The organism is Clostridium sp. FP1, assembly GCF_011065975.2.
Classification (GTDB): Bacteria; Bacillota; Clostridia; order Clostridiales; family Clostridiaceae; genus Clostridium_AD; species Clostridium_AD tagluense.
The window spans coordinates 4,459,733-4,484,340 of the sequence record NZ_JAAMNJ020000001.1; the positions used below are offsets into that span (position 1 = coordinate 4,459,733).

The 24,608-nt window shown below is 30.5% G+C and carries 24 protein-coding genes and 1 other annotated feature; of the genes, 10 read left to right on the forward strand and 14 right to left on the reverse strand.

Annotated features, from left to right (window positions below):
- Nucleotides 1–44: 44 nt before the first annotated feature.
- Nucleotides 45–1,307: a magnesium transporter gene (locus G9F70_RS21230; protein WP_164944100.1), complete on the reverse strand. Its 1,263-nt coding sequence runs from the start codon at nt 1,305–1,307 to the stop codon at nt 45–47.
- Between the two features lie 615 nt (nt 1,308–1,922).
- Between G9F70_RS21230 and G9F70_RS21235 the strand changes: the two genes are divergently transcribed.
- Complete coding sequence (locus tag G9F70_RS21235; protein ID WP_164944099.1) at nt 1,923–3,776, forward strand: YgiQ family radical SAM protein; 1,854 nt, start codon at nt 1,923–1,925, stop codon at nt 3,774–3,776.
- 65 nt (nt 3,777–3,841) lie between these two features.
- On the opposite strand, the gene G9F70_RS21240 is transcribed toward G9F70_RS21235, so the two are convergent.
- The 3 genes from G9F70_RS21240 to G9F70_RS21250 form a co-directional block, all read right to left on the reverse strand.
- Nucleotides 3,842–4,477, reverse strand: coding sequence for a hypothetical protein (locus G9F70_RS21240; protein ID WP_164944098.1), 636 nt, complete (start codon nt 4,475–4,477; stop codon nt 3,842–3,844).
- 121 nt (nt 4,478–4,598) lie between these two features.
- A complete protein-coding gene (locus G9F70_RS21245; RefSeq protein WP_164944097.1) occupies nt 4,599–5,483 on the reverse strand; it encodes a YegS/Rv2252/BmrU family lipid kinase in 885 nt (294 codons plus the stop codon).
- 109 nt (nt 5,484–5,592) lie between these two features.
- A complete protein-coding gene (locus tag G9F70_RS21250) occupies nt 5,593–6,021 on the reverse strand; it encodes a CBS domain-containing protein (RefSeq protein WP_164944096.1) in 429 nt (142 codons plus the stop codon).
- 242 nt (nt 6,022–6,263) lie between these two features.
- Between G9F70_RS21250 and pssA the strand changes: the two genes are divergently transcribed.
- Nucleotides 6,264–6,776: a CDP-diacylglycerol--serine O-phosphatidyltransferase gene (pssA, locus tag G9F70_RS21255; protein ID WP_164944095.1), complete on the forward strand. Its 513-nt coding sequence runs from the start codon at nt 6,264–6,266 to the stop codon at nt 6,774–6,776.
- A gap of 32 nt (nt 6,777–6,808) precedes the next feature.
- On the opposite strand, the gene G9F70_RS21260 is transcribed toward pssA, so the two are convergent.
- From G9F70_RS21260 to G9F70_RS21290, 7 genes are all read right to left on the reverse strand, one after another.
- Nucleotides 6,809–7,138 (reverse strand): hypothetical protein, encoded by a 330-nt coding sequence (locus tag G9F70_RS21260; protein WP_125006013.1) that lies wholly within the window; start codon nt 7,136–7,138, stop codon nt 6,809–6,811.
- Between the two features lie 118 nt (nt 7,139–7,256).
- Complete coding sequence (gene cax, locus G9F70_RS21265) at nt 7,257–8,303, reverse strand: calcium/proton exchanger (RefSeq protein ID WP_164944094.1); 1,047 nt, start codon at nt 8,301–8,303, stop codon at nt 7,257–7,259.
- Between the two features lie 19 nt (nt 8,304–8,322).
- Nucleotides 8,323–8,535 (reverse strand): hypothetical protein, encoded by a 213-nt coding sequence (locus G9F70_RS21270; protein WP_164944093.1) that lies wholly within the window; start codon nt 8,533–8,535, stop codon nt 8,323–8,325.
- A gap of 11 nt (nt 8,536–8,546) precedes the next feature.
- Nucleotides 8,547–9,086, reverse strand: a complete 540-nt coding sequence (rbr, locus tag G9F70_RS21275; RefSeq protein WP_164944092.1) for a rubrerythrin — start codon at nt 9,084–9,086, stop codon at nt 8,547–8,549.
- A 125-nt stretch (nt 9,087–9,211) separates the two neighbouring features.
- Nucleotides 9,212–10,087 (reverse strand): L-serine ammonia-lyase, iron-sulfur-dependent, subunit alpha, encoded by an 876-nt coding sequence (gene sdaAA, locus G9F70_RS21280; protein WP_164944091.1) that lies wholly within the window; start codon nt 10,085–10,087, stop codon nt 9,212–9,214.
- 46 nt (nt 10,088–10,133) lie between these two features.
- Nucleotides 10,134–10,808: an L-serine ammonia-lyase, iron-sulfur-dependent subunit beta gene (gene sdaAB / locus G9F70_RS21285; protein ID WP_164944090.1), complete on the reverse strand. Its 675-nt coding sequence runs from the start codon at nt 10,806–10,808 to the stop codon at nt 10,134–10,136.
- 174 nt (nt 10,809–10,982) lie between these two features.
- The gene (locus G9F70_RS21290) at nt 10,983–12,641 is read right to left on the reverse strand and encodes a nucleoside kinase (RefSeq protein ID WP_164944089.1); all 1,659 of its coding nucleotides are present in this window, start codon (nt 12,639–12,641) and stop codon (nt 10,983–10,985) included.
- A gap of 180 nt (nt 12,642–12,821) precedes the next feature.
- Here G9F70_RS21290 and G9F70_RS21295 point away from each other — a divergent pair, with 180 nt between their 5' ends.
- From G9F70_RS21295 to G9F70_RS21305, 3 genes are all read left to right on the forward strand, one after another.
- Nucleotides 12,822–13,457, forward strand: a complete 636-nt coding sequence (locus G9F70_RS21295; protein ID WP_164944088.1) for a DUF421 domain-containing protein — start codon at nt 12,822–12,824, stop codon at nt 13,455–13,457.
- Nucleotides 13,454–13,834, forward strand: coding sequence for a DUF4363 family protein (locus G9F70_RS21300; RefSeq protein WP_164944087.1), 381 nt, complete (start codon nt 13,454–13,456; stop codon nt 13,832–13,834). The genes G9F70_RS21295 and G9F70_RS21300 overlap by 4 nt, the downstream gene beginning before the upstream one ends.
- Before the next feature lie 136 nt (nt 13,835–13,970).
- Complete coding sequence (locus tag G9F70_RS21305) at nt 13,971–14,918, forward strand: ketose-bisphosphate aldolase (protein WP_164944086.1); 948 nt, start codon at nt 13,971–13,973, stop codon at nt 14,916–14,918.
- A 360-nt stretch (nt 14,919–15,278) separates the two neighbouring features.
- Here the strand turns inward: G9F70_RS21305 and G9F70_RS21310 are convergent, their stop codons facing one another.
- Nucleotides 15,279–16,331 (reverse strand): nucleoid-associated protein, encoded by a 1,053-nt coding sequence (locus G9F70_RS21310; protein WP_164944085.1) that lies wholly within the window; start codon nt 16,329–16,331, stop codon nt 15,279–15,281.
- 327 nt (nt 16,332–16,658) lie between these two features.
- Here G9F70_RS21310 and G9F70_RS21315 point away from each other — a divergent pair, with 327 nt between their 5' ends.
- From G9F70_RS21315 to G9F70_RS21325, 3 genes are read left to right on the forward strand one after another with little or no spacing between them, the layout of a single operon-like run.
- Nucleotides 16,659–17,210: a class IV adenylate cyclase gene (locus tag G9F70_RS21315; protein ID WP_164944084.1), complete on the forward strand. Its 552-nt coding sequence runs from the start codon at nt 16,659–16,661 to the stop codon at nt 17,208–17,210.
- Nucleotides 17,210–18,154: a DUF5685 family protein gene (locus G9F70_RS21320; protein ID WP_224617728.1), complete on the forward strand. Its 945-nt coding sequence runs from the start codon at nt 17,210–17,212 to the stop codon at nt 18,152–18,154. The genes G9F70_RS21315 and G9F70_RS21320 overlap by 1 nt, the downstream gene beginning before the upstream one ends.
- Nucleotides 18,138–18,770 (forward strand): J domain-containing protein, encoded by a 633-nt coding sequence (locus tag G9F70_RS21325; RefSeq protein WP_164944083.1) that lies wholly within the window; start codon nt 18,138–18,140, stop codon nt 18,768–18,770. The genes G9F70_RS21320 and G9F70_RS21325 overlap by 17 nt, the downstream gene beginning before the upstream one ends.
- 10 nt (nt 18,771–18,780) lie before the next feature.
- On the opposite strand, the gene G9F70_RS21330 is transcribed toward G9F70_RS21325, so the two are convergent.
- On the reverse strand, nt 18,781–18,999 hold the full coding sequence (locus G9F70_RS21330) for a hypothetical protein (protein WP_164944082.1): 219 nt from the start codon (nt 18,997–18,999) through the stop codon (nt 18,781–18,783).
- A 723-nt stretch (nt 19,000–19,722) separates the two neighbouring features.
- Nucleotides 19,723–19,953: a binding site (T-box leader), on the forward strand.
- A gap of 115 nt (nt 19,954–20,068) precedes the next feature.
- Here G9F70_RS21330 and leuS point away from each other — a divergent pair.
- Nucleotides 20,069–22,552, forward strand: a complete 2,484-nt coding sequence (leuS, locus tag G9F70_RS21335; RefSeq protein ID WP_164944081.1) for a leucine--tRNA ligase — start codon at nt 20,069–20,071, stop codon at nt 22,550–22,552.
- Between the two features lie 99 nt (nt 22,553–22,651).
- Here the strand turns inward: leuS and G9F70_RS21340 are convergent, their stop codons facing one another.
- Nucleotides 22,652–23,446 carry a GTP pyrophosphokinase family protein gene (locus G9F70_RS21340; RefSeq protein ID WP_164944080.1) on the reverse strand — a complete coding sequence of 265 codons (795 nt, stop codon included), beginning with the start codon at nt 23,444–23,446 and terminating at the stop codon, nt 22,652–22,654.
- Nucleotides 23,447–23,650: 204 nt separating this feature from the next.
- Here G9F70_RS21340 and G9F70_RS21345 point away from each other — a divergent pair, with 204 nt between their 5' ends.
- Nucleotides 23,651–24,541, forward strand: coding sequence for a DUF2225 domain-containing protein (locus G9F70_RS21345; protein ID WP_164944079.1), 891 nt, complete (start codon nt 23,651–23,653; stop codon nt 24,539–24,541).
- Nucleotides 24,542–24,608: the final 67 nt, after the last annotated feature.

Below are 24,608 nucleotides of genomic sequence, written 5' to 3' on the forward strand. Positions count from 1 at the left end.
ATCCAAAAAAAAATACACTGTACTAATTAAAGTACAGTGTATTTTTAAATAATTTTTTTAAGTTTCCTTTTCCATCTAGGAGACAATAGTTCTTCAATTATATCATTCATAATTACTATTCCACATAACTTCTCGTCTAGATCCACTACAGGCAGCGAAATTAAATCATATTTCAATGCCACTTCAATAGCATCCTCAATATCTTGACAATCTTTTATTTTAATAACTTTATCATCCATAATGTCTTTCAATTTCTGAACTGGAGCTGATAGGACTAAATTTCTGAGTGAAATAAAACCTTGAAGTTTTTCATCTTCATCTACAATATAAATATAATGTATTACTTCATCTTCTGGCTTAAGTTCCCTTAGAATTTCTATAGTTTCACTGGCTGTAATATTTACATTAAAAGATATGAAATCTTTATTCATTATGCTCCCTACAACTTCATCTGGGTACTCCATAAGATTTCTAATTTCTTCTTCATCTTCTTTATTAAAATTCAAAAGAATTTTTTCTGCGTCAACTTCCTTCATTTCATCTAAAATATCTGCAATTTCATCATTGGGCATTTCATCTAAAATCTCTTGTGCCCGTAGGTTGTTTATAGTACTTAAAATATCTGCTTGAACCTCTGGTTGTAGTTCTTCTAGGGTGTCTGCCGCTAAATCTTTATCTAAGCTCTCAAAAATTTTGTTTCGTGCCTCTGTATCTAGCCCCTCTAAAATGTCCGCAAGATCTGCTGGATGGAGCTTAGTTAATTTCCCGTAGGGCTCAGTTAGTTTTAGACTATCGGCTACCATTTCTAAAGATTGAACACTTTCCCAGGTTATACTATTCTCTCTAGGCTTTTTACCCAATATATCATATAAAAATCTAGTTATTCCATCTAATTTATATTTTCTCGTAGCTGCAATAATACCCGATTCTACGGCTACAACTCTTATTTCTCCACCAATCTTATTCATGGTTAGATCATTAACTTTAACCACTTTCTTACCATTAACATCAACTATTTGTTTGTTCAATAAATGTTTAGATAAAAGGTAAGAGAACTTTCTAGGAATTATATCTTTAACTCCCCTTACTCGTAGCATTAGTCCTTTATCCTCTTTACATATATCAATATTTCTAAATTCATAATTAAAAATTTCTCTTCCTTTTTTGATTTTATATCCTATAACTCTTGGATATCCCTGCTGCGTAGTAACATAAATATCAAACAACTTACCAATATTATCCTCAAGTTCATCATACACATTTTGATTGAGCACTTTACTTAAAAAAAATTCAGAAACTTTTTCCATGAATATTCCTCCTCTTTTGCAGAGAAATATCAAAACACAATTAATAACCCATTGATTTTTAATCAATATTAAAACTATATTAATTTCTAATACAACAATTTCTCTGCATATTAATATTAAATTTTAGAATTAATTTTGACCTTCTAATCCGAGGGCCATTTTCCATTTAGTTTCACCACCTATAAGATTTAGACTCACATATTATACGATTTGTATATATTAATTATATACAAAGAAAATATTCTATCTATATAATTATATTATAAATACTTCAAAATGCAACTAAAAAAGAGAAATTCAATTAGATTTGTCCATTATACTCATTTAAGTAGACCAAGTAAGTTATCTATCATTATTTCTCATTATTTCTCATTATTTCTTTAAAATACAGATAATATTTTCATTTTCTTCCTTTTGTAATAGCACTTTAATATTTATAAGCTTTTATAGTTCATATTTTTCAATAGTTATGTTAATATTACTATGCACATAAAAATAAATAATAAGTAAAAATGCGCTTATTTATTCCAGTGTGCCTTAAATACATTTAACAGAAGAAAAAGAACTTTAAGTTCAATGAACTTTAGTTTAAACTTATCTGTTTTGGAGGATTATATGAAAATAAACAAACAATTTTTACCTATTAGTATGGCTGATTTAAAAGAAAGAAATATATCTCAATTAGATTTTATAATAATTACAGGGGACGCGTATATTGATCATCCCTCCTTTGGAACTGCTATAATTGGAAGAACATTAGAACATCAAGGCTTTACTGTAGGTATTATAGCCCAACCTAATTGGGAAAACGCTACTGATTTTAGAAAACTTGGAAGGCCTAAATACGGATTTCTTGTAAATTCTGGTAATATAGATTCTATGGTTAATCATTATACCACTTCAAAGAAAAAAAGACATACAGACCTTTATTCTCCTGGTGGCGAAATGGGCCACAGACCTGATAGAGCAGTAATTGTGTATTGTAATAGAGCTCGCGAGGCTTTTAAAAATGTTCCAATTATTATTGGTGGTATAGAAGCAAGTCTTAGGCGATTTGCCCATTATGATTATTGGGATAATAAGGTAAGGCGCAGCTTATTAATTGATGCTAAAGCCGATTTACTAATCTATGGTATGGGAGAAAAAACTATAATTGAAATGGCTAATCTTTTCAAGTATGGCATGACCATAGATAAAATGACTTCTCTAAGAGGGACAGTTTATGCTTCAAAAGAAATTGGAAAACTTAAAGATTTCATAGAGGTTCCATCTTTTGAAGCTGTGAGCATTGATAAAAACACTTATGCAGAAAGTTACAAATTACAATCCTTGGAGCAGGATGATATAAGAGGAAAAACCGTAGTGCAAAAGCATAATGATAGATTCGTAGTACAAAACCCTCCTCAAATTTCACTAACTCAAAATGAAATGGATATAACTTATGATCTGCCATATACGAGAACCTATCACCCTATATATGAAGCTAAAGGTGGTATTCCTGCCATAAATGAAGTTGAATTTTCTATAACAAGCCATAGAGGTTGTTTTGGTAGTTGTTCATTTTGCGCATTAACCTTTCATCAAGGTAGAGTCATTCAAAATAGAAGCCAAAACTCCATTATAGATGAAGCGAAGCTTTTAACAACCTTAAAGAATTTCAAAGGATACATTCACGATATTGGCGGTCCAACTGCAAATTTTAGACATAGAGCTTGCAAGATTCAAGAAAAAGTAGGTGTGTGCAAAGATAAACAATGCATGTATCCAGAACCTTGTAAAAATCTTATTATTGATCACACTGAATATTTGGATTTATTAAGAAAGGTTAGAATACTCCCAAATATTAAAAAAGTTTTTATTCGTTCTGGAATAAGATATGATTATTTGATTTTTGATAAAAACACTAAGTTTTTCGAAGAGCTATGTGAGCATCATATTAGTGGGCAATTAAAAGTAGCACCTGAGCACATTAGTGACAAGGTACTAGATCAAATGGGTAAATCAAAAAAAGAAGTCTATGATCGTTTCGTAAAAAAATATTTCGAAATAGATAAAAAACTGGATAAAAATCAATTTTTGGTTCCCTATCTTATGTCAAGCCACCCTGGATCGGACCTTGCAGAATCAATTAAATTATCAGAATATATAAAAGAAATGGGCTACACTCCAGAGCAGGTTCAAGACTTTTATCCAACACCAGGTAGTTTATCTACTACAATATATTACACTGGAATTAATCCTTTCACCAAAGAGAAGGTTTATGTTCCAAATGAGCAAAAAGAAAAAAATATGCAAAGAGCTTTGCTACAATTTAAAAATCCAGAAAACTATAACCTTGTAAAAGAAGCTCTAATAAAAGCTCATAGAGAAGATTTAATTGGTTTTGATAAAAAATCCTTGATACCACCAAGACCCTTAAAGATAAGTGGTAATACTAAATTTTCAAGAAGCAAAAATTATAAAAAATAAAAAAAGCATGTAGGGCTAGGGACTCATCCTAGCCCTATATGCTTTTTTTATACAATATATAAACTTCACCTTTTAAACTTTATTAAACCATAATCTATGGTTACTATCCAAGAAATATCCCCTAGAAGTATCATTGGAAAATTTGAATTTATTGAGGTTATAACTACAGATAGTAATGTGATACTAGAAGCTATCATTATTAACAAAGCCCCTAGTTTGTTTGCATAAATTTTATTATATAACTTTATACCTTTGATGAAGAAAATTGAATTTATTATAAGTAGAACAATATAACAATAAAGTTCTAGTTGTAATTCCATAATATATCCACAGTTATTTGATATATCAATGTTTGCAGATGACTTATATATAACTATGAAATAGGCTATACCTATCATAGCGCAGACAAATAAAATTTTTTTGAGTTTTATTTTATTATTCCTAGAAAAAATTAAAACTGAAAGGATGCCACATATAGGTATGCACAATAAATTTGCATATACCAAAGGTTTTAATAAATACAAATAGCTTTGATTTTTAATAGTAAAAAGGATTACTAAAGCTGCATATCTAAAGGCCATTAAACTCAAAACTATGGCACTTATTATCTTGATTTTCTTAGGTGCATAAGTCAAACTAGAAATTATACCTCCGTATAATAAAACAGCCATTACTAACAGCAGTAAAAAATATATACTCATTCATATACTCTCCCTAAAGTTGCTACTGTTAATATTTATTAATTTCGCTTTGAAAATATGCCAAGGCACATCAAAATAAATAACAAGGCAGTGTGCTTGTTGTTTATTTTGATGTACCTAACTATATTTTAGCACCTAATATAGATATCCCACCTTTTTCACATTCTATAAGAAGTGGAAAATCTGGCCCTCTTTCGCCATCTATATCTGTGACAATGTCTTCAAAGCATTCTATTTCTAATTTATTAGTCTTAAAGTAAATAATACCATCCACATTTTCTAGATGCTCACTTCGAAGCATTTTAATAAAAACATTTAATATGTTTTTCATAGTTCCAGCCTTTATTATAATTACGTCTAAAAGTCCATCGTCTACTTTAGCCTTATATGCAAATTTTAAATTTCCTGCTGTTTGTCCATTAAATACTAACATTAAGTACATATCTCCATCAAAAGAAACTTCATCTGAATCAACCTTTATTTTCAATTTTCTAAAATTAGGCAACTGTTCTATTCCTTTTACATAGTATGCCAGTTTTCCTATGGTGTTTTTTAGATTTACATCCATTTTTTGTGATATATCTGTGAATAATCCTGTACTGGCTACATTTAGAAAATATTTGTGGTTTATCTTTCCTATATCTATCTTTTTCACTTTACTTTTTAATATTTGCTCACAGGCTTCTTCAACATCTTGAGGCATTCCTAAATAATTAGCAAAATCATTTGCAGTGCCTGAAGGAAGAATCGCTATTGGCAAATCAATATTTCTTTTTTTCATCTCATTAACTACATTATCTACAGTTCCATCTCCACCTGCTATTAAAATATATCTGTAACTTTTATCTATATCAAAAAAAGCGTTTGATATAGGATTTTCATAGCACATTCTATGTGGCACTATTATATGTTCATATTTTTGATGAATCATTATTACTCTATCTAAATCTGATGCTATAGTATTTTCTCCAGAAAATGGATTATAAATAAATTTTACTTTATGCATTGCATTCTCTCCTATTGCCCTTAATTTTAACAATTTATTTAATTATTATAACTCTTTAAATATAAATCCACAAGATTCACATTTTCCTGTGGACTTTTTTTAGTTATTTTTAAATATTGGGTGTGCAAGGAATAGAAATCTCACTTAATGCCCCTGACGCCTCTTGCCTAAGATTTGGATCTACTGCTAAATCTCCTAGGGACAACATTCCAACTAATATATTGTTACTTACTATTGGTAATCTCCTTATTTGCCTTTCACTCATAATCCTAGCTGCATCATCAACATTTAAATTTTCATCTCCTACAACTGGATTCGAGGTCATAATTTCTCTAACTTTTTGAATTTTTAAGTCTTTACCTTCTGCAACACCTCTAAGTATTATATCCCTATCCGTTACAATTCCAACTATTTTCTCATTTGTATTTACAGGAATGGATCCTATATCATGCTCCTTCATAAGTCCTGCCGCATGCTCCACTGTATCATCTACGGATAAACTTATAACGTCTTTAGTCATTATTTCAGAAATTTTCATTTTATTATCCTCCTTATTAGGTTTTTAAAGTCTGCACAATTATTATTCTTTTTATTTTAACCATAAAGAAAAATTAATATTAATATTTTTTATATATGTAATGTTTTAATAAAATATATGCTTTTCATACTTAAAAATTATTGTGAAATGATGTATAATTAAAAAGATGATTTTTATAAAATATATGTTAATATAATATCTAAATTTATAGTTCAATTTTATTATTTTAGGAGTGATGCACAGTGAAGAGAAGTTCTATCCCAAATATTCTAACCTTTGGGAATTTAATTTTTGGTTTATTATCCTTACTTATGACTTTTCAAGCTAATTACATGTTATCTGTCATTTTCATACTACTCGCTGGCATTATGGACAGATATGATGGCCAAGTAGCGCGTTTATTACAAGTATCTAGTGAGCTAGGGAAAGAATTAGATTCATTAGCAGATCTAGTATCTTTTGGTGTTGCACCTTCAATGCTTATATTTAATTTATATAATTTCATATCACTAGGCTACTTATCTTATATTGTCTTTTTGGTTTACCCTGTAGCTGGTGCATATAGACTAGCACGATATAACTGTTCTAAATTTGATGATGTTTATACCGGAATCCCCATTACCATGGCTGGAATGCTTGTAGCACTCTATGCCCTATTAACTTTAAATTCCCCTCATAATTTTCCACTTACTATTATTATAATGTTTATCCTATCTTATCTTATGATAAGTAAATTTCAAATAAAAAAAGTGTGAGAAATTTCTCACACTTTTTAATATCAAGTACCCTAATCTTTTAATTTTAAATCCTCGTCAATCTCCGTTTCTATATACTCTATTTGAAGCTTGCATTTCATAACTTCTGTTTTCATTTTGCAGTAAGACATATAGCTAAAACTGGCGTCATCTAATACCTTTATTGCTTCATCTATAATGTCTCCCAAATTGTCTGCTCTTTTAAGTGCATCCTTAACCTCACTTTTTTTAGACAGTGCAATTTTATTTAATTCATCTGCTCCACCTATTAATAGCCTGTAAGAACTAACTAGTTTAGTTAATATTTCCGCTAAATTATTTATATCATTGTAATAATTTTGAATTACTCTTCTATGTGCCAAATAATCACCTTTTAGTTTTGATATTCATTAATTATATTATTGTAAAAATTAAATTATGCACAGACGCAGGAAAATAAATAACAAGTGGAAGATTCCAAAGGTATTTTTTTTAATTTCCCTATACAATATAATAATATGCTAAAGTAATTATCATATAGGAAGTAATTAAAATACTACCTTCCAACCAATAGGTTTTTCCATCCTGAAAAACTAAAAAAGACATTCCTACTGCTATACCACACATTATTATATGAAAAATTGGAAATAAAAGCGTCATATTTAAACCCATAAAACAAGAAAATATAACAAGCACAGGGGTAACAAAAAGTGAAATTTGGATGCTTGACCCTATGGCTGTTTCTAAGCTCATATCCACTTTGTTTTGCATTGCACACATTATAGTAGATACATTTTCGCCTATATTCCCTAAAAATGGGATTAGAATAATACCTATAAACTCTTGAGATATATTATAGTGTTTTATAAAATCTCTAATATTATAAATTAGCTTATCACTTACAAAATAGAGTAATACAGATATGCATATTAAAGTTATTGCACTTTCAATTACTTTCCTATTCACAGTACTTTTTTTCTCCTCGCTATATTCACTAACTACGAACAGATTGTTATGAGTATATAATGAGAATACTAGTCCTAAGATATAAATACCTATGAGTAAAACAGCAACTTTCACACTTATTGATATAATCACCGAATCCATAACTACAGAGTATCTATTTAATGTAGCTATAACAACCATAGAAGACATGGCTAGTAATAACATATTGAAATTCGTTCGCGCTATTATACTACTAAAGTTTTGCTCTTTAAACTTAAATCCTCCAAATACTACTGCAATGCCAAGACCTAAAAGCATGTTATTTATAATTGAACCAATTAAAGAGGCTTGAACCAAGGGTACCATACCATACTTTATTGACCATATTCCCATCATAAGCTCTGGGACATTACCCACTGTGGCTGCTAATAGTCCTCCTTTTTTTTGCCCTATATAATCTGATATTCTAGTAGTTTGATCTCCAAGTAAAATAGCTAATGGAACTATGGCTAATGAATATATTATTGTATTTGCTAAACTTGATGAAGTATTTATAAACATTAAGGCAATTACAATAAATACAACAATATAGGTTTTTTTCATTCAAAACACCAAACAATCATTATTTTGTACTTTCATTTACGTATTCTTCATCAACCTCTCCAAAAATATCTTCATCTATATTTCTGTATGTGTTATGCACTTCATTTTGGTCCATATTAAATCGAAATCCAGAATGATATTCCTGGCTATGACCATGGCGATATTCATCCTCGTCTATTGATATTGCAGGTATTACTGGTACTAAATAGTAGGTGGGATAATAAATTATCATATTCACTCCTCCTATTTGTAGTCTTCGCAGTATATTTTAAAGTAAGCTCTTGGAAACTTACATAGAGGGCAAAATAGTGGTGCTTCTTTTCCTACATGGATATATCCACAATTCATACACTGCCATTTAACTTCATTATTTCGTTTAAACATCATGCCCGACACTAGATTTTCATATATTTTCATATACCTCATTTCATGGCTTTCTTCTACTTCCTGCAATTCTTTATAGAAATCTGCAATTTCCGTAAAACCCTCTTCTCTGGCCTCTTTTTCAAATTGTTTATATAACTTGTTGGTTTCAAAAGCTTCTCCTTTTGCAGCATCCATCAAGTTTTCTGCTGTACTTTTGTTCATCTTAAGAAATCTATTAAAAACTTCTCTTGCATGAGCCTTTTCATTGTTTGCAGTTGCTTCGAAAATAGATGCTACATACTCATACCCCTCCTTCTCCGCTTTTTCAGCATAAAATGTATATTTATTTCTAGCTCTTGACTCTCCAGCAAAAGTTTTAAGAAGATTTTTTTCTGTTTTGCTATCATTTAATTGCACTTCTACTCCTCCATTTAATTAGCTATCTTCTTTATTATTCTATTCATTATGCTTTTAAAGGTTACTTAAAAAAGAGGGACATCCCATTTGGGATATCCCTCTTTGATTTTTTAATTATTTACATTTTATTTTCCTAGTATTTCTTTTGAAAGTGTAAGGCCTGTAGGCGTAGTTGCAAGACCACCCATAGCAGTCTCTCTAAGTTCGCAAGGCAATTGCTTGCCTACCTTATACATAGCAATTACTGTATCATCAAAAGGTATTCTACTAGTTACACCACTCATAACCAAGTCTGCAGTGGTTAATGCACTTACAGCTCCAGCTATATTTCGTTTAGCGCAAGGCACCTCAACGAGTCCTGCAACAGGGTCGCAAACTAATCCCAATATGTTTTTTATCACAATAGCAGCTGCATCCATTGCCATTGCAGGAGTACCACCCATCATTTCTACTACAGCAGCGGCTCCCATAGCAGCTGCTGACCCGCATTCAGCCTGGCATCCACCTTCTGCTCCTGATAATGTAGCATTTTTAGCTATTATAATTCCTATGCCTGAAGCAGTAAATAAGGCATTAATTAACTCATCTTCAGTCTTATTTAACTTCTCTCCAGCTGTAATAATCACTGCTGGAAGTATTCCACAAGATCCCGCTGTAGGTGCAGCAACTATTTTGCCCATAGCTGCATTCACTTCGGAGCATGAGAGAGCTCTAGCCATTGCTTTTACCATAAATTCACCTGTCAATGTATTATTGGAACTGGCATACCTATTTAGTTTTATTGCATCCCCACCTATTAAACCGCTTATTGACCTAGTTTCATTTGTAAGTCCATATTCTGCAGCTTCTCTCATTATATTTAGATTTTTTCTCATCTTTTCAATAATTTCCATACGTGAAAGCCCACTGTTTTCTTCTTCACGCCTTATTGTATATTCCCAAATTGATATATTTTTTTGCTTACATATATTAAAAAGTTCTATTCCTTTGTTTACAAACACAATTATTGCCTCCTTGTGGTTTCCATTTAGTAGATAACAATTATTATTACTGTTTTATCGGTGATATTTCTCTTATACTGTAAATGTATCCCAAGTCCTTGATTTTATCTAGTACCTTTTTAGGCACTACGGTATCTGTTTCAAATACCATAGCCGCTTTTAACCCTCTGCTATTTCTATACACATTCATAAACGCTATGTTAACATTTTCATTAAATAATATGGTACTTACTTTTGAAATCATACCTGGAGTATCTTTATGACTAATTATAATTGTTGGATAATTACCTGTAAATTCAACTGGTTCACCATCAACTTCAAAGATTAAAATATTTCCCCCTCCAACAGATGAACCAATAATTTCAACTTTTCTCCCACTTTTTTTTGTTATAATAAGCTTTACTGTATTAGGATGAACATCCCCCAAATCCCCTTCGATAAACTCTATGCCAAGCCCTTGATCACTAGCTATGCGAAGGGATTCCTTAAGTCTATCATCCCAAGGATCCATTCCTAAAATTCCTGCCACCAATGCTCTATCCGATCCGTGACCTTTATAAGTTTTAGCAAAAGACCCATGTAAAACAAATTGTACAGATGCAATATTTTTCCCTGCAATTATAGACGCAATTTTGGCAAGCCTCGCCGCACCAGCTGTATGGGAACTTGATGGCCCTACCATAATTGGACCTAATATATCAAAAACACTATAGTTTTTCATGTTATCCTCCTTTTACGTCTCTGCACAATACAAAACAATTCACAATTATTTTGTCACACTTTAACATATCTTATTCTTTTGTTACTCTATAGTAAGTATTAAATTTATCATACATGCATAACCTTCATCTGTTCTTAAAATAGTAACTGATTGATAAGTATGAAATTTCCTATCTTAGTACTGATAAAAACAACTTCCACCAGTGAACTCTCTGATTATTGAATTATCTGGTACTAAATCTTTGTCTACATCTACAAAGAAATTTAAAAAGCTTCTTAATCTGCTTGCTTCATAATATACTGGACTATCCGCTCCAATTTTATTAAGCTCAGCTAATGCAATTTTTTTAAGTACACAAAGCTCGTAGACTACATTGGAATTAAACATTGCATCTGCTTGTTCTTGAAATACAAAAATATTTTTTTCCTCTCCACGTTTTACAGAAGGCCACATTTTCAGTGTATCTTCAACGCCGTATCCTCTAGATAAATAATCCCTAACTATTCTTCGTGTCATTCTTACATCTGTTGTAGAAATCCTGTTGTGGTCGTCCAAATTAAGCTGTGTTAATGGACTTATATATATTTTAAATTTACTTTCCCTAGCTATGGAAGCAGTTAAGATTTCATTTAATCCATGTATTCCTTCTACAATCAAAACTCCATTTTCAGGCATTTTAATCTTATTTCCATGCCATTCCCTTTTTCCTGTCTTAAAATTAAAACTTGGTATATCGGCCTCAGTGCCTTGTAGTAATAATTTTAAATCCTCGTTGAAGAGCTCTAAATCTAAAGCATATATAGATTCAAAATCATATTCACCATTTTCATCCCTTGGAGTAACTTCTCTATCAACAAAATAATCATCTAAAGAAATAAATATTGGTATTAAGCCATTTACTCTTAATTGAATACCTAACCTTTTTGAAAAAGTAGTTTTCCCTGAGGAAGATGGTCCTGCTATAAGCACTAATTTCACCTTTTCTCTTTGATGAATCATATCCGCAATATAAGCTATTTTCTTTTCATGAAGGGCCTCTGCCACTCTAATTAAATTAACAATATCACCATTTACTACTTCATCATTTAGTGCACCAACACTTCCAACACCTAATATTTCTCCCCATTGCTCCGCTTCATAAAATACTTTAGCTAGTTTTTCGTGTTTTTGAAATTTAGGAATTCTATCTGGCTGCTCAGAGGTGGGATATCTTAATATAAACCCTGGCTCATAGTATATTAAATCAAATGTTTTTAATACTCCTGTTGAATAAGCCATTGGTCCATAAAAATAGTCATATCTTCCATCCAATTCATAAAGCTTTACTTCTTCTGAGTTAACGTACTTTAAAAGCTTAACTTTATCTTGCATATTATATCCCCTAAAAATTTCTATTGCTTTGGCTTTTGACAATGCTATCTTTCTTATAGGAATATCCGCTTTTATTATTTCACTCATTTTGTTTTTTATATCATATATATCATCAACATCTAATGCACTAGTCTTATGGATTTCTCCAAATAAGCCTTTGCTTAGTGAATGCTCGATAGAAATTTTAGCTGTAGGAAACAGTTCAAAAACTGCCTTTATTAGCACGAACTGAAGGGTTCTAACGTATGTCATCATTCCAATTCTACTTTTAATATCCACAGTGTCAAAATTACCATCTTGCGTTATAATTTCTCCTAGCTCATACAGTTTATTATTAACCTTACCTAAAACTACTGGTATATCATTTAATAAACTATTATCTGTAATAATATCATTTAATATAGTTCCCGGCTTTACTAAAATGTGTCTACCATCTTTAAGGCCTATATTGAAATTATTCATACAATCATCCCCTATTTTTACTGTTTAGTACTATTATACTGTAATTTTTTAAAAATGTATCCTATACCCCCTTATAATTTTTATATTTAAACGAAAAATATACATTATAGAGAATGAGGTGATATTACGTTTATTTTAATAATCAGAACTTTTTTGTTATACTTTGCAGTTATTTTTATTATGAGGATGATGGGTAAAAAACAAATAGGTGAGCTTGAACCTTTTGAACTGGTAATTGCATTAATGATTTCTGAACTTGCCACTTTTCCCATGCAAGATATAAGAATACCAATTTTACATGCCATTATACCAATAGTCACTTTACTATTTCTTCAAGTTGCTACTTCTTTTATTGAACTCAAAAGTGAGAAAGCTAGAAAAATATTAACAGGTGCTCCAAGTATACTTATAAAAAATGGAAAAATTGATATTGCAGAGCTCAGGTATCAAAGATTTAATATTAATGATTTATTAGAAGAACTTAGATTAAAAGGATATTTTAACTTATCTGATATTGAATATGCTATTTTAGAAACTAGCGGTGAGCTTTCTATATTGCCAAAAACCGGTAATTCAAATATAACTAAGGATGATTTAAATTTATCCTTAACCCAAGAGTCTTTGCCTATACCTTTAATTATGGATGGCAATGTAAATTTTAAAAATTTAAAAATTTTAGAAAAAGATGAGACTTGGTTAAATAGCATACTCAAAAAAAATAATATTGACGCTGCAAAAGACGTTTTCATAGGAATAATAGATTCTAAAAATAAGTTCTATTATCAACTTAAGGAAGGGAAAGATATAAATAAATGAAAAATGTTTACTTAGCCTTTAGCTTATTCATTATAATGATTATAGGAATATTTTTATCTATAAATACTATAAATCAAAGTTGCGCAAATTTGCAATATTTGAATTGTACCCTAGAAAGTTATATACTTAAGGAGAACTATAAAGATGCATATGATCTATCCCTAGATTATATAGCTCAGTGGAAAAGGGACTCTAATTTTTTAACCATTTATATACATCACGAGGACTTAGATCATGTGGACAATGAAGTTTTAAAATTAACTCAATATATAAAAACTCGCGATAAGTCCGAAGCCTTAGCCACTGTGCATGTTATGAAATATCTTATAGATCATATAAAATCCCATGAAAAAGTATCTATAAGCAATATTTTTTAATTATTTTTATTTGTGCATCATTTATAAGAAAAGGGTAGAAAATAGTCCATTTATAGCTTATAATTATATTATACTATAAAAAGTCCCACAGGGACAATATATGTCCCTGTTACAAAATTTGAAAGGTGGAATTAATATGGCTTTAGTTACTACAACTAATATGTTTAAAAAAGCTTTTGAAGGAAATTACGCAATTGGTGCATTTAACATCAATAATATGGAAATAATTCAAGGAATAATGGATGCTTGTGCAGTTCACAAGTCCGCAGTTATTCTTCAGGTATCAGGTGGTGCTTTGAAATATGCAAGGCCTACTTATCTTAGAAAAATGGTAGAGGCAGCTGTAGAAGACACTGGTATTGAAGTGGCTCTTCACTTAGATCACGGTTCTGATCTTGCTCAAGTTAAACTTGCAATAGCTTCTGGATTTACTTCAGTAATGTATGATGGTTCTCATTTTGATTATGAGGAAAATGTAAGATTAACTAAAGAAGTAGTTGACTATGCTCATTCTAAAGGTGTTGTAGTTGAAGCTGAACTTGGAAAGCTTGCTGGAGTTGAAGATGCTGTTTCAGTTTCAGCTGCTGATGCAACTTATACTGATCCGGAGCAAGCAGTAGATTATGTAAAAAGAACTGGTATTGACTCTTTAGCTATAGCTATAGGAACAAGCCATGGTGCCTATAAATTCAAAGGTGAAGCTAAACTAGATTTTGAAAGATTAGAATCAATCACTAAAAAATTAGAAGATGCAGGCATGCACAATTTCCCAATAGTTCTTCACGGAGCATCTGCTGTAGATCAAGATTTTGTTTCTATGTGCAATGAGTTTGGTGGAGAAATTAAAGGTGCAAAAGGAATACCACTAGAAATGCTCAGAAAAGCAGCTTCTATGGCTGTTTGTAAAATAAACATGGACACTGATTTAAGACTTGCTATGACAGGTTCAATAAGAAAAGTTTTAACTGAAATTCCTGGCGAAATTGATCCAAGAAAATATCTTGGAGAAGCAAGAAATAACATAACTAAATTAGTTGATGGTAAAATCACTAATGTTTTAGGTTCTGCTAATTCATCTAAATAATTTAAATCAATATAATTTAGATTTAAGTTATTAAAACAAAAATACCCACGTATATTATACTGTGGGTATTTTTGTTTTATTTTTTTATTATATAGGAAACTATAATGTTTTTATGCGCAAAAAAAAGTATATATTACGTATAATGCATTTGAATAAGCTTTAGAACTTCTTATTATATTTTGAATTAAGCTACGCTCAGAAAAACATATGTTTGAGCGCACAACAATTGAGAATTGTTGTGTGCCCATGAGGAATACTAAGGGGAAGCGAGTTTATGTTTTTTAGCAGCTTAATTCAAAATATAATTAGTAGTTCTTAGCGAAATGAATGCATTAGTAGTAATATATACTTTTTTATTTTTTATTTTTGGACATAATTGCTTACATGTTTAATAACCATATTAATTGTTCCATCGCCATTTCTTTGTATTTCAAAGCGACTATTATCATGATAAGTTTCCTCATCTACATATAAATCTATATCTTTATCAATTTTAAGTCTTACTCTTTTTAGTTTTTTATCTATCCACTCTTTATCAAGACTAATATTTTCCGAAACTCCTTGCTCTGCAATAAACTCAACAAACTTTTCCTTAGTTTCATGGTTTTCAGGAAACATTTCTTCCGACAATTCTCTAATATCAATATTGTCTTCTTGTTTAAGTTTTCTTTTTATAGTACTTCTAACTACTTCTGCTTTATCTGCATTTTCTGGAAAGGTATTTTGGGTAAATTTTTCAGCTGCTTTTACAAAGTTTTTAGTAACATCTCTTTCGTTATCAACAATTGTACAACCCAAATAATCATTTATAAAATAGTTTGACCCATATCCTTGATCTTCTTTATCACTTGATTCTTTGGTCTTTATTCTTTTGTCAATAACCATTAGGTCAAAATTATTTTCTTTTCTAATAGGCTTTAAAAAAGCACATTTTTGTATTCTTTGAGATGAACCAGGAAGGCCAGTGAACTGTGGTACTATATCAATGCCTAATTTGTTATCTACAAACTCTATAGTATGAACATAATTCTTAATATAATCCATTTTAAATATACCAAGGATAGGTCCAAATTCTGTAGTAAAAGATACTACTATTAAATCACAAGAAGGAATGCTACCCTTAGATCTCATCAAAATAAACATCTGTCTTGCCAATTCCTTAGATACAACCAGTAGATTGTTTTCACCATTTAAATATTCCTGAGATAAATCTTTTACTATGTTTCGCTCAGAGTTAAAGACACCATATTTTAAATCTTCATCCTTTAAACATTTTTGAATATGTTTCAATAAAAAATTGTATTTTTCTTCTTCTAAATCCAAAGCATATTCATTTAAGATAGGTTCATCTGCATTATTATCTAAAACATGAATAATAGCCTCATTTATATTAACTTCTTTTATGTACTCCAAAAAAACACCACCTTGTTATTTATCTAAGGCACATTCAAATATAAAATTATTTTTTTGAATGTGCCTAACTATTATACTATTTAAATTTAATTATATAAAGTAATATATTGCTATATATTTAGTTCTAAGTATCATTATTGTTTCTACTTAGGTCATTGTATTGATATGGTAATTTTAATGAATTCTTAATGTTAGTTTATTTAAATTATGATATAATCACAATTAATGATCAATTTCGCAAAATTGACAATTGACTTGTCACTTATTTAAACAGACCTAAATAATTAATAATTATTATATGCCCTAGAGACATACAAGGAGGCCACTATGAAAGAAATAGAAACTCGAATTATAGATATTGATGTAGAAGAAATCCGCAAAAAATTATTGAATATAAATGCGCCAAAAGTAAAACAAGAAAATCAAATAAATAATATTTATGATTTCTCGGATAAAAGGCTAATAAAGAGCAAAGGCTATGCAAGAATACGCACTATCCATGATGAATTAACAAATTCTACGCTGCACTATATAACTACAAAAAAACTTATAAGCCAAGAAAAATATAAGATCATGGATGAGCATGAATCGGAAATTAAAGATGAAGTGGCTGCTATTGGAATATTTGAAGCCTTAGGTCTTGAGCTTATACAATCCATAAAAAAATATAGGGAAAGCTATAAATATAAAAATACCCTAATAGAAATAGACATAAACGATAAGGAATTCTGTCCTTTTCCTTATATAGAAATTGAAAGTGAAGATGAAGATGAGCTTTGTGAAGTTATAACCTTACTAGGTTATAGTCCCTCGGATACTACATCTAAAACTATTTATGAAATACTAAAATCAAAAGAAATAGTAGTAAAGGGGCTATAATGTTTGGATATGTAACTCCATGTAAAATGGAAATGAAAATAAAAGACTTTGAAAAATTCAAAGCTTATTATTGTGGTTTATGTAATTCCATTAAAAATAGCTATGGTCAGCTACCAAGGCTTACTTTAAATTATGATATGACTTTTTTAGCAGTACTTCTAGATTCACTAGGCGACAATAAATGTAACTTTACTAAATTTAGTTGTGCAATTCATCCATTAAAAAAAAGAATTATGATTAATAATAATATGGCTTTAGATTATGCAGCTTTTTGTAATACTACTTTAGCATATTATAAGTTAATGGATGATGCCTGCGATAATAAAACAATGAAAAGCAAAGTTTTTTCAGTTTTTTTAAAGAAATATTTGCCAAAATCCAAAGTGGAATATAATGATGTAATGAGGTATACTAAGGAAAAGCTTTTACTACTAAATACTCTAGAAACAAATCCTGTGAATATATCCATAGATGAACAGCTATCCATAGATGAGCATCTATCCATAGATGAGTTATCTCATGTTTTTGCTGATCTTACGGGCTTTATAGTATCCTTTTATTATAAGGATGCACCCTTTAAGGATGATTTATATTGGCTTGGATATAACTTAGGTAAATGGATATACATTATAGATGCTTATGATGATTTAGAAAGGGATGTAAAAAGCAACTCTTTTAATGCTATAAGTTCATTATTCAATAAGGATAATCTGGATTTTAAAAGTTTTTCGAAATTAATAAAGCCAAGAATTGATTATATATTGACTACTTGCGCCCAGCAATGTTTGAAAAATTTAAGTTCATTACCCCTAATAAAAAATGAGGATATATTATATAATATATTGGAACTGGGACTCATGGAAAAAATGCATAAGGTTTTTAATGAAAATTTAGATATTGATTATTTAAAAGGAGTGGAATATAAAAATGGCAAATCCCTATGAAATACTTGGTGTACGCGAAGGCGCGTCAAAAGAAGATATAAAAAAAGCCTATAGAGAACAAGCAAAAAAATATCACCCTGATCAGTATGGTGATAACCCCCTAAAAGATTTAGCAGAAGAAAAAATGCAAGAGCTAAATGAAGCTTATGATTCACTTATGAAAAATACTAGTTCTTCTAATAGCTACCAGTCTTCAAATACTTATAATTCTTCCAACAATTACAATTCTTCTTCAAATGATGACTATACTAATAGAGACATATATCAATCAATAAGAATGGATTTAAATAGTGGAAACCTTCCTTTGGCTGAGCAAAAATTAGGTTCTATGAATACAAAAACTGCTGAGTGGAATTATTTAATGGGAATGGTTCATTTGAAAAAAAATTGGCATGATAGTGCTTACAATTTCATTAGCAAAGCCTGCTCTCTTGAGCCTAATAATGTTGAATATAGGCGAAGCTTTAATGAACTAAATACTAGAAACACAAATTATAGAGGTAACTATTATGGCAGGCGAAACAAAGATTCTGATATTGGTAATATGTGCATTAACTTATGGTGTGCAGATAGTCTTTGTGAATGTTTAGGCGGAGATCTTATTTCCTGTTGCTAATCATATTAATTTAGGAGATGATTTTTATGAAATCTAATAACATTGCTAAGGGTGGAATATTCGCAGCACTTAGTTTGATATTACTATACCTCTCTTCTGTTTTTCCTACAAATAGATTATTCATAATGGTCATAGCTTCTTGTATTATTCCTCTTTCCATTATACTTACCGGAATAAAAAATACTATAATAGTATATAGTGCTGTTTGTTTGCTTAGTTTATTTATCATACCCTCAAAGCTTATAAGCATTGCCTATATATTAATTTTTGGATTATATGGTTTTGTAAAATATTTCATAGAAAAATTAAGGAGTATTCCTCTAGAGTTCGTACTTAAGTTATTATATTTTAATATAAGCTCGGCTATAATTATATTTATATATAAATTACTATTATTAAAAATTCCTAATATAAATATATATTTATTAATACTCTTTCTGCAATTTAGTTTCCTAGTATATGACTATACACTTACAGTTTTCATCGCCTATGCAAATAAAAATTTGCTTAAAAAATTTAGTTAAGTCATATTAAAATGTTTCTAACCAGAGCTGAAGCATGAATATTAAAATGTAGTAAATTCAATGCCTAGGGGGTCTTTGATAAAAAAGTTTTTCGCGAACGCTCTAAAATATTCAAATTTTACGGAATACAACCTTAAATATAATTCCATTTAAGGTTAATTAAAGGATAATAACATCCCATAATTATGAAATATATTGCATTTATTAACTGAAATAGTGTTTATTTGTAAAATGGTTTTATGTGTAACCATCCATTATATCATAAAAAATGGTATATGTGTTGATTGAAGTCGTTTTCACGAAAAAAAGTTATAAAATTAAGCTGTTTTTTCATGCTTCAGCTCTGGTTTCTAACCCATGCACTTGACAGAAAATTCTATTTAAATTATAATAGGTGATAATACTTTTATAAACAAAGTATTATATAATAAATTGCTTTGATTAGGAGTAGTAGTATTTGTAGCATTTTAAAGAGAGCTGTTGCTTTGGTGTGAAACAGTAATGATATAATACGAACTTGCCTATGACCTTACTTTAGTAAAAGCTTACTTTAGTAAAAGCTTACTTGTAAAACAAGTACGGTTAAAACCGTTATATTCTTAAGTGAGGTGTAATGCCTAATTAGAGTGGTACCGCGGAATATTACTTTCGTCTCTTTGTTGAGATGAAGGTTTTTTTTATTTTCTATCTATTTCGAGCTCCATATAACCTTAAATGCTAAATCTAAAAACCCACAATTATTTTCTACTTTAGATCATACAAGGAGGAATATTAATGGCAAAATATAATACAACCATCGATGAAAAATGGCAACAAAAATGGGAACAAACTAATCTCTATAAATTTGATGAAAATAATACTGATAAGAAGCTCTATGTGCTTGAAATGTTCTCTTATCCATCTGGAAGTCAACTACATGCCGGGCATTGGTTTAACTATGGTCCCGTAGATACCTGGGCTAGAATGAAGAAAATGCAAGGTTACAATGTATTTCAGCCAATGGGCTTTGACGCTTTTGGATTGCCTGCTGAAAACTATGCAATAAAAACTGGTGTACATCCAAAAGATTCTACAGAGCAAAATATTACTACTATGGAAAAGCAATTAAAAGCCATGGGCGCAATGTTTAATTGGGATCATGAAGTTGTAACTTGTCGTCCAGATTATTATAAATGGACTCAATGGTTATTCTTAAAACTATTTGAAAAAGGTCTTGCCTACAGAAAAAAAGCCCCTGTAAATTGGTGCCCTAGTTGTAGTACTGTACTTGCAAATGAGCAAGTATTGGTAGATGGTTCTTGTGAAAGGTGCGGCACTCAGGTTACTAAAAAGAATTTAACCCAATGGTTTTTAAAAATTACTGACTATGCTGATGAACTATTAGAAAAACTTGATACCTTGGATTGGCCTGAAAAAACTAAATCAATGCAAAAACATTGGATAGGAAAATCTACTGGCGCTGAGGTTACATTTAAGGTGGAAGATTCAGATATAGACTTTAGTGTCTTCACTACAAGGGTTGACACCCTATACGGTGTTACCTATGTGGTACTTGCACCTGAAAATGACCTTGTAGGTGTTCTAACTAAAGATGAATATAAACATGCTGTGGTGACTTATAGAGATGAAGCTAACAAGCAATCTGATATAGAAAGACAATCTATTACAAGAGAAAAAACCGGTGTATTTACTGGTTCCTATGCTATTAATCCTATTAACGGAAGAAAGATCCCTATTTGGATTGCTGACTACGTTCTAAATACTTATGGAACTGGCATCGTAATGGCTGTTCCCGCTCATGATGATAGAGATTTTGCCTTTGCTACTAAATATAATTTACCCATTGAAAGAGTAATTGTTCCTGCTAATAGTGTAATCTCTGGTACAGAAACCGAAATAGATAAGGTCGAAAACCTTCCTTATACGGAACATGGAAAAATGGTAAATAGTGAAGAGTTTAATGGTTTATCTACCATCGATGGGAAAATTGCTGTAGTAAAAAAATTAGAAGCTCAAAATTTAGGAACAGAAAAAGTAAACTTCAGGCTTCGTGATTGGTTAGTTTCAAGGCAGAGATATTGGGGAGCTCCTATTCCAATAATTCACTGTGATAAATGTGGGCCTGTACCCGTACCTGAAGACCAACTTCCTGTAGAACTCCCTTATGACGTAGAATTTGCACCAGACGGAGAATCACCCCTAGCTAAATCTGCAGACTTTATTAATGTGCCTTGCCCAGTTTGTGGTAGTCCTGCCCACAGAGAAGCTGATACCTTAGATACCTTCGTTTGTTCTTCTTTTTACTATTTAAGATATGTAGATAACAAAAATAGTGAAAAGGCTTTTGATACAGACTTAATAAACAAAATGCTTCCTGTAGACAAATATGTAGGTGGCCCTGAACATGCCTGTATGCATTTACTATATGCAAGGTTTATCACCAAAGCTCTTCGCGATATGGGCTATTTAAACTTTGATGAACCTTTCTTGTCTCTTACTCACCAAGGTTTAATTTTAGGACCAGACGGATTAAAAATGAGTAAATCCAAAGGAAATACTATTTCACCAGACCAATATATAAAAGAGTTTGGCGCAGATGTGTTTAGAATGTACCTAATGTTTGGCTTTGGTTATACTGATGGTGGTGCTTGGAGTGATGATGGTATAAAAGCTATTGGAAAATTCGTTGATAGAATTGAACGAGCTGTAGACACTGGAATTTCCGAAATGTTAAAAGAAAGTAATAAGGAGGCTCCTCTCAATAAGGCAGAAAAAGAATTAAACTACTGGAGACATTTTGCAATAAAAGGAGTTACTGAAGACACAGAAAAACTTCAATTTAATACAGCTATTGCAAGACTTATGGAACTTACAAATGCTCTATCAAAATATGTTAATGAAGAAACTGTTAATAGTAATTTCTTAAAAGAAGTGCTTGTGGATTACCTTTTACTTTTAGCACCTTTTGCTCCTCACTTTGCAGAAGAAAAGTGGGAAACCTTAGGTATGGGTTATTCTATATTTAATCAAAGCTTTCCTAAATTTGATGCTAGTGCTCTAATCAAAGATGAAATAGAGATAGCTATTCAAGTAAATGGGAAAATTAAATCCAGAATAACTATAGCGCAAAATTTAGATGAAGAAGCTATAAAAAAAGCTGCTCTTGAAGATGAAACACTAATTGCTTCCTTAGAAGGTAAAACTATAAGAAAGATTATTATAATAAAAGGAAGATTAGTTAATATAGTAGCTTCTTAGTAAAAACTACTCACTGATCAGTATAAATCAAAAAAATAAGAGTAGGGAGTCTAGTTTAGACTCCCTACTCTTATTTTTTTGATTTATACTGTTTACATATTATGAAACTCCATACACATCTAAGGTCTTTTGAGTTGATTTAAGAAGACTGCTAAGCTCAAAGACTTCTCCTTCTTCTAGTAGCTTATTTAATTGTTCTCTATACCTAGTTGCATCCATTAATTTTCCTAGGGAAGAAATCATAAGAATATTATTCATTATATCAGATACCAAATTAGATTTAACCTCAAAGAGTTTTTGTGCGTCTTTAATCTCATCTTTAATTTCTAACATCTGCTGATCTAACTGAAAAGCAGCATCTGCAGCATTTTTAAGTTTTTCTCTTATATACTCTGGTATATCATGCTTATATTTATAATTTAGAGAATGCTCTACTGTAGCCCAAAAATTCATTGCCAAGGTTCTAATTTGAAATTCCGCTAGTATTTCGGTTTGACCATCAGATAAGTTCACCGGATACTTTATAATCATATGATAGCTTCTATACCCACTTTCTTTTACATTGGCAACATAGTCTTTTTCATAAACTATTTTCATATCACGTCTTTCGCGAATTAAATTTACCACCTTATCAATGTCATCAACAAATTGGCACATTACTCTTATTCCCGCAATATCCTCCATTTCAAATTCAATTCGATCTAAAGGGATACAGAATTTATTAGCTTTTTCAAGAATACTAGATATTTCTTTAACCCTACCTGTAACAAACTCCACAGGTGAATAATCATTTTTGCGTCTATATTCGCGCCGAATACTTTTGAACTTTACTTTTAACTCTTCTACCGCCTGTTCATAAGGTATTAAGAATCTTTTCCACTCTCTTATTGCCATATACTCAGTCCTTTACATAAAATTTCATATTTACAAAAAATATATACAAACTTTTGGATGGTGCTTTTTATTATTATTATATTTTTATTAATTTTCTGTTATAATTAATTTACTACTAAATTAGCATAAAAGCAATTATTTTAGGAAAATATACTAATTTTATAACTAATCATAATACAGTAAATTCTATTTTGGGGTGATTAAATGGATAAAAAAATGTTTTCTGGTCTAGAAAATATGGGGTTTGATAATATTGAAGATATTAAAATCTATAATAAAAAAACTGAAACTGTAAAAGAAAATAGTGAAATCAACCAGGAAAAGTCTCTTCTATATAGTAAAGAAGTTACCTGCCCTGTATGTGAAGTAATCTTCAAAACTAACGCAGTAAAGTCATCAGCTTACAGAATGATAAAAAAAGACAGTGACTTTTTTATAAGGTATTCATTAATTAATCCTTATTTCTATGACGTTTGGATTTGTAATTCTTGCGGGTATTCAGCTATGAAAACAGATTTCCATAGTATAAGAAGTATAGAGATAGAAAAAGTACAGCAGTCTATTTCACCTAAATGGAAGGGCAGAATGTATCCAGAGGTTTATGATATACATATTGCTATTGAAAGGTATAAACTATCCCTTTTAAATTATATAATAACCAATGCAAAATCAAGTAAAAAAGCAATCAATTGTATGAAACTAGCCTGGATGTACAGGCTACTAGAAACCGAAGATGCCCGCGAGATGGAGGTAGTATTTTTAAAGCAAGCCCTAGAAGGACTTAATGATTCATATTACGCAGAAGCCTTCCCTATATATGGTATGGATAAATACAGCGCTATGTATCTTATTGGAGAGCTAAATAGACGTATTGGCAATACAGAAACTTCACTAGTTTGGTTTAGTAATGTAATAACTAGCCCTAATGTAAAGCAAAGTTTAAAAGAACTTGCAAGGGATATGAAGGACCTTATAAAAGAGGAAGAAGCTGCATTACTACTTGCTAATGAAAATCTAAATAAAGCTTCTACAGAAAACTTTGAGCCAATAGAACACACTAAGAAATCTGGTTTTTTCTCTAAAATTTTTAAATAATAATTTAAATACGTAAAAACAAATAATAAGTCAATATGCTAGAATATTTGACTTGTTATTTGTTTTT

Bases quoted from the DNA above. Each gene is read 5' to 3' on its own strand.
- leuS (WP_164944081.1), top strand. From the start codon at position 20,069: ATGGCAAAATATAATACAACCATCGATGAAAAATGGCAACAAAAATGG.
- G9F70_RS21235 (WP_164944099.1), top strand. From the start codon at position 1,923: ATGAAAATAAACAAACAATTTTTACCTATTAGTATGGCTGATTTAAAA.
- sdaAB (WP_164944090.1), bottom strand. From the start codon at position 10,808: ATGAAAAACTATAGTGTTTTTGATATATTAGGTCCAATTATGGTAGGG.
- G9F70_RS21250 (WP_164944096.1), bottom strand. From the start codon at position 6,021: ATGAAAATTTCTGAAATAATGACTAAAGACGTTATAAGTTTATCCGTA.
- G9F70_RS21270 (WP_164944093.1), bottom strand. From the start codon at position 8,535: ATGATAATTTATTATCCCACCTACTATTTAGTACCAGTAATACCTGCA.
- G9F70_RS21295 (WP_164944088.1), top strand. From the start codon at position 12,822: ATGAGGATGATGGGTAAAAAACAAATAGGTGAGCTTGAACCTTTTGAA.
- G9F70_RS21345 (WP_164944079.1), top strand. From the start codon at position 23,651: ATGGATAAAAAAATGTTTTCTGGTCTAGAAAATATGGGGTTTGATAAT.
- cax (WP_164944094.1), bottom strand. From the start codon at position 8,303: ATGAAAAAAACCTATATTGTTGTATTTATTGTAATTGCCTTAATGTTT.
- G9F70_RS21230 (WP_164944100.1), bottom strand. From the start codon at position 1,307: ATGGAAAAAGTTTCTGAATTTTTTTTAAGTAAAGTGCTCAATCAAAAT.
- G9F70_RS21305 (WP_164944086.1), top strand. From the start codon at position 13,971: ATGGCTTTAGTTACTACAACTAATATGTTTAAAAAAGCTTTTGAAGGA.
- G9F70_RS21325 (WP_164944083.1), top strand. From the start codon at position 18,138: ATGGCAAATCCCTATGAAATACTTGGTGTACGCGAAGGCGCGTCAAAA.
- G9F70_RS21300 (WP_164944087.1), top strand. From the start codon at position 13,454: ATGAAAAATGTTTACTTAGCCTTTAGCTTATTCATTATAATGATTATA.
- G9F70_RS21330 (WP_164944082.1), bottom strand. From the start codon at position 18,999: ATGATAAATAAACTAAGCAAACAAACAGCACTATATACTATTATAGTA.
- G9F70_RS21290 (WP_164944089.1), bottom strand. From the start codon at position 12,641: ATGAATAATTTCAATATAGGCCTTAAAGATGGTAGACACATTTTAGTA.
- G9F70_RS21340 (WP_164944080.1), bottom strand. From the start codon at position 23,446: ATGGCAATAAGAGAGTGGAAAAGATTCTTAATACCTTATGAACAGGCG.
- G9F70_RS21320 (WP_224617728.1), top strand. From the start codon at position 17,210: ATGTTTGGATATGTAACTCCATGTAAAATGGAAATGAAAATAAAAGAC.
- G9F70_RS21240 (WP_164944098.1), bottom strand. From the start codon at position 4,477: ATGAGTATATATTTTTTACTGCTGTTAGTAATGGCTGTTTTATTATAC.
- G9F70_RS21315 (WP_164944084.1), top strand. From the start codon at position 16,659: ATGAAAGAAATAGAAACTCGAATTATAGATATTGATGTAGAAGAAATC.
- G9F70_RS21245 (WP_164944097.1), bottom strand. From the start codon at position 5,483: ATGCATAAAGTAAAATTTATTTATAATCCATTTTCTGGAGAAAATACT.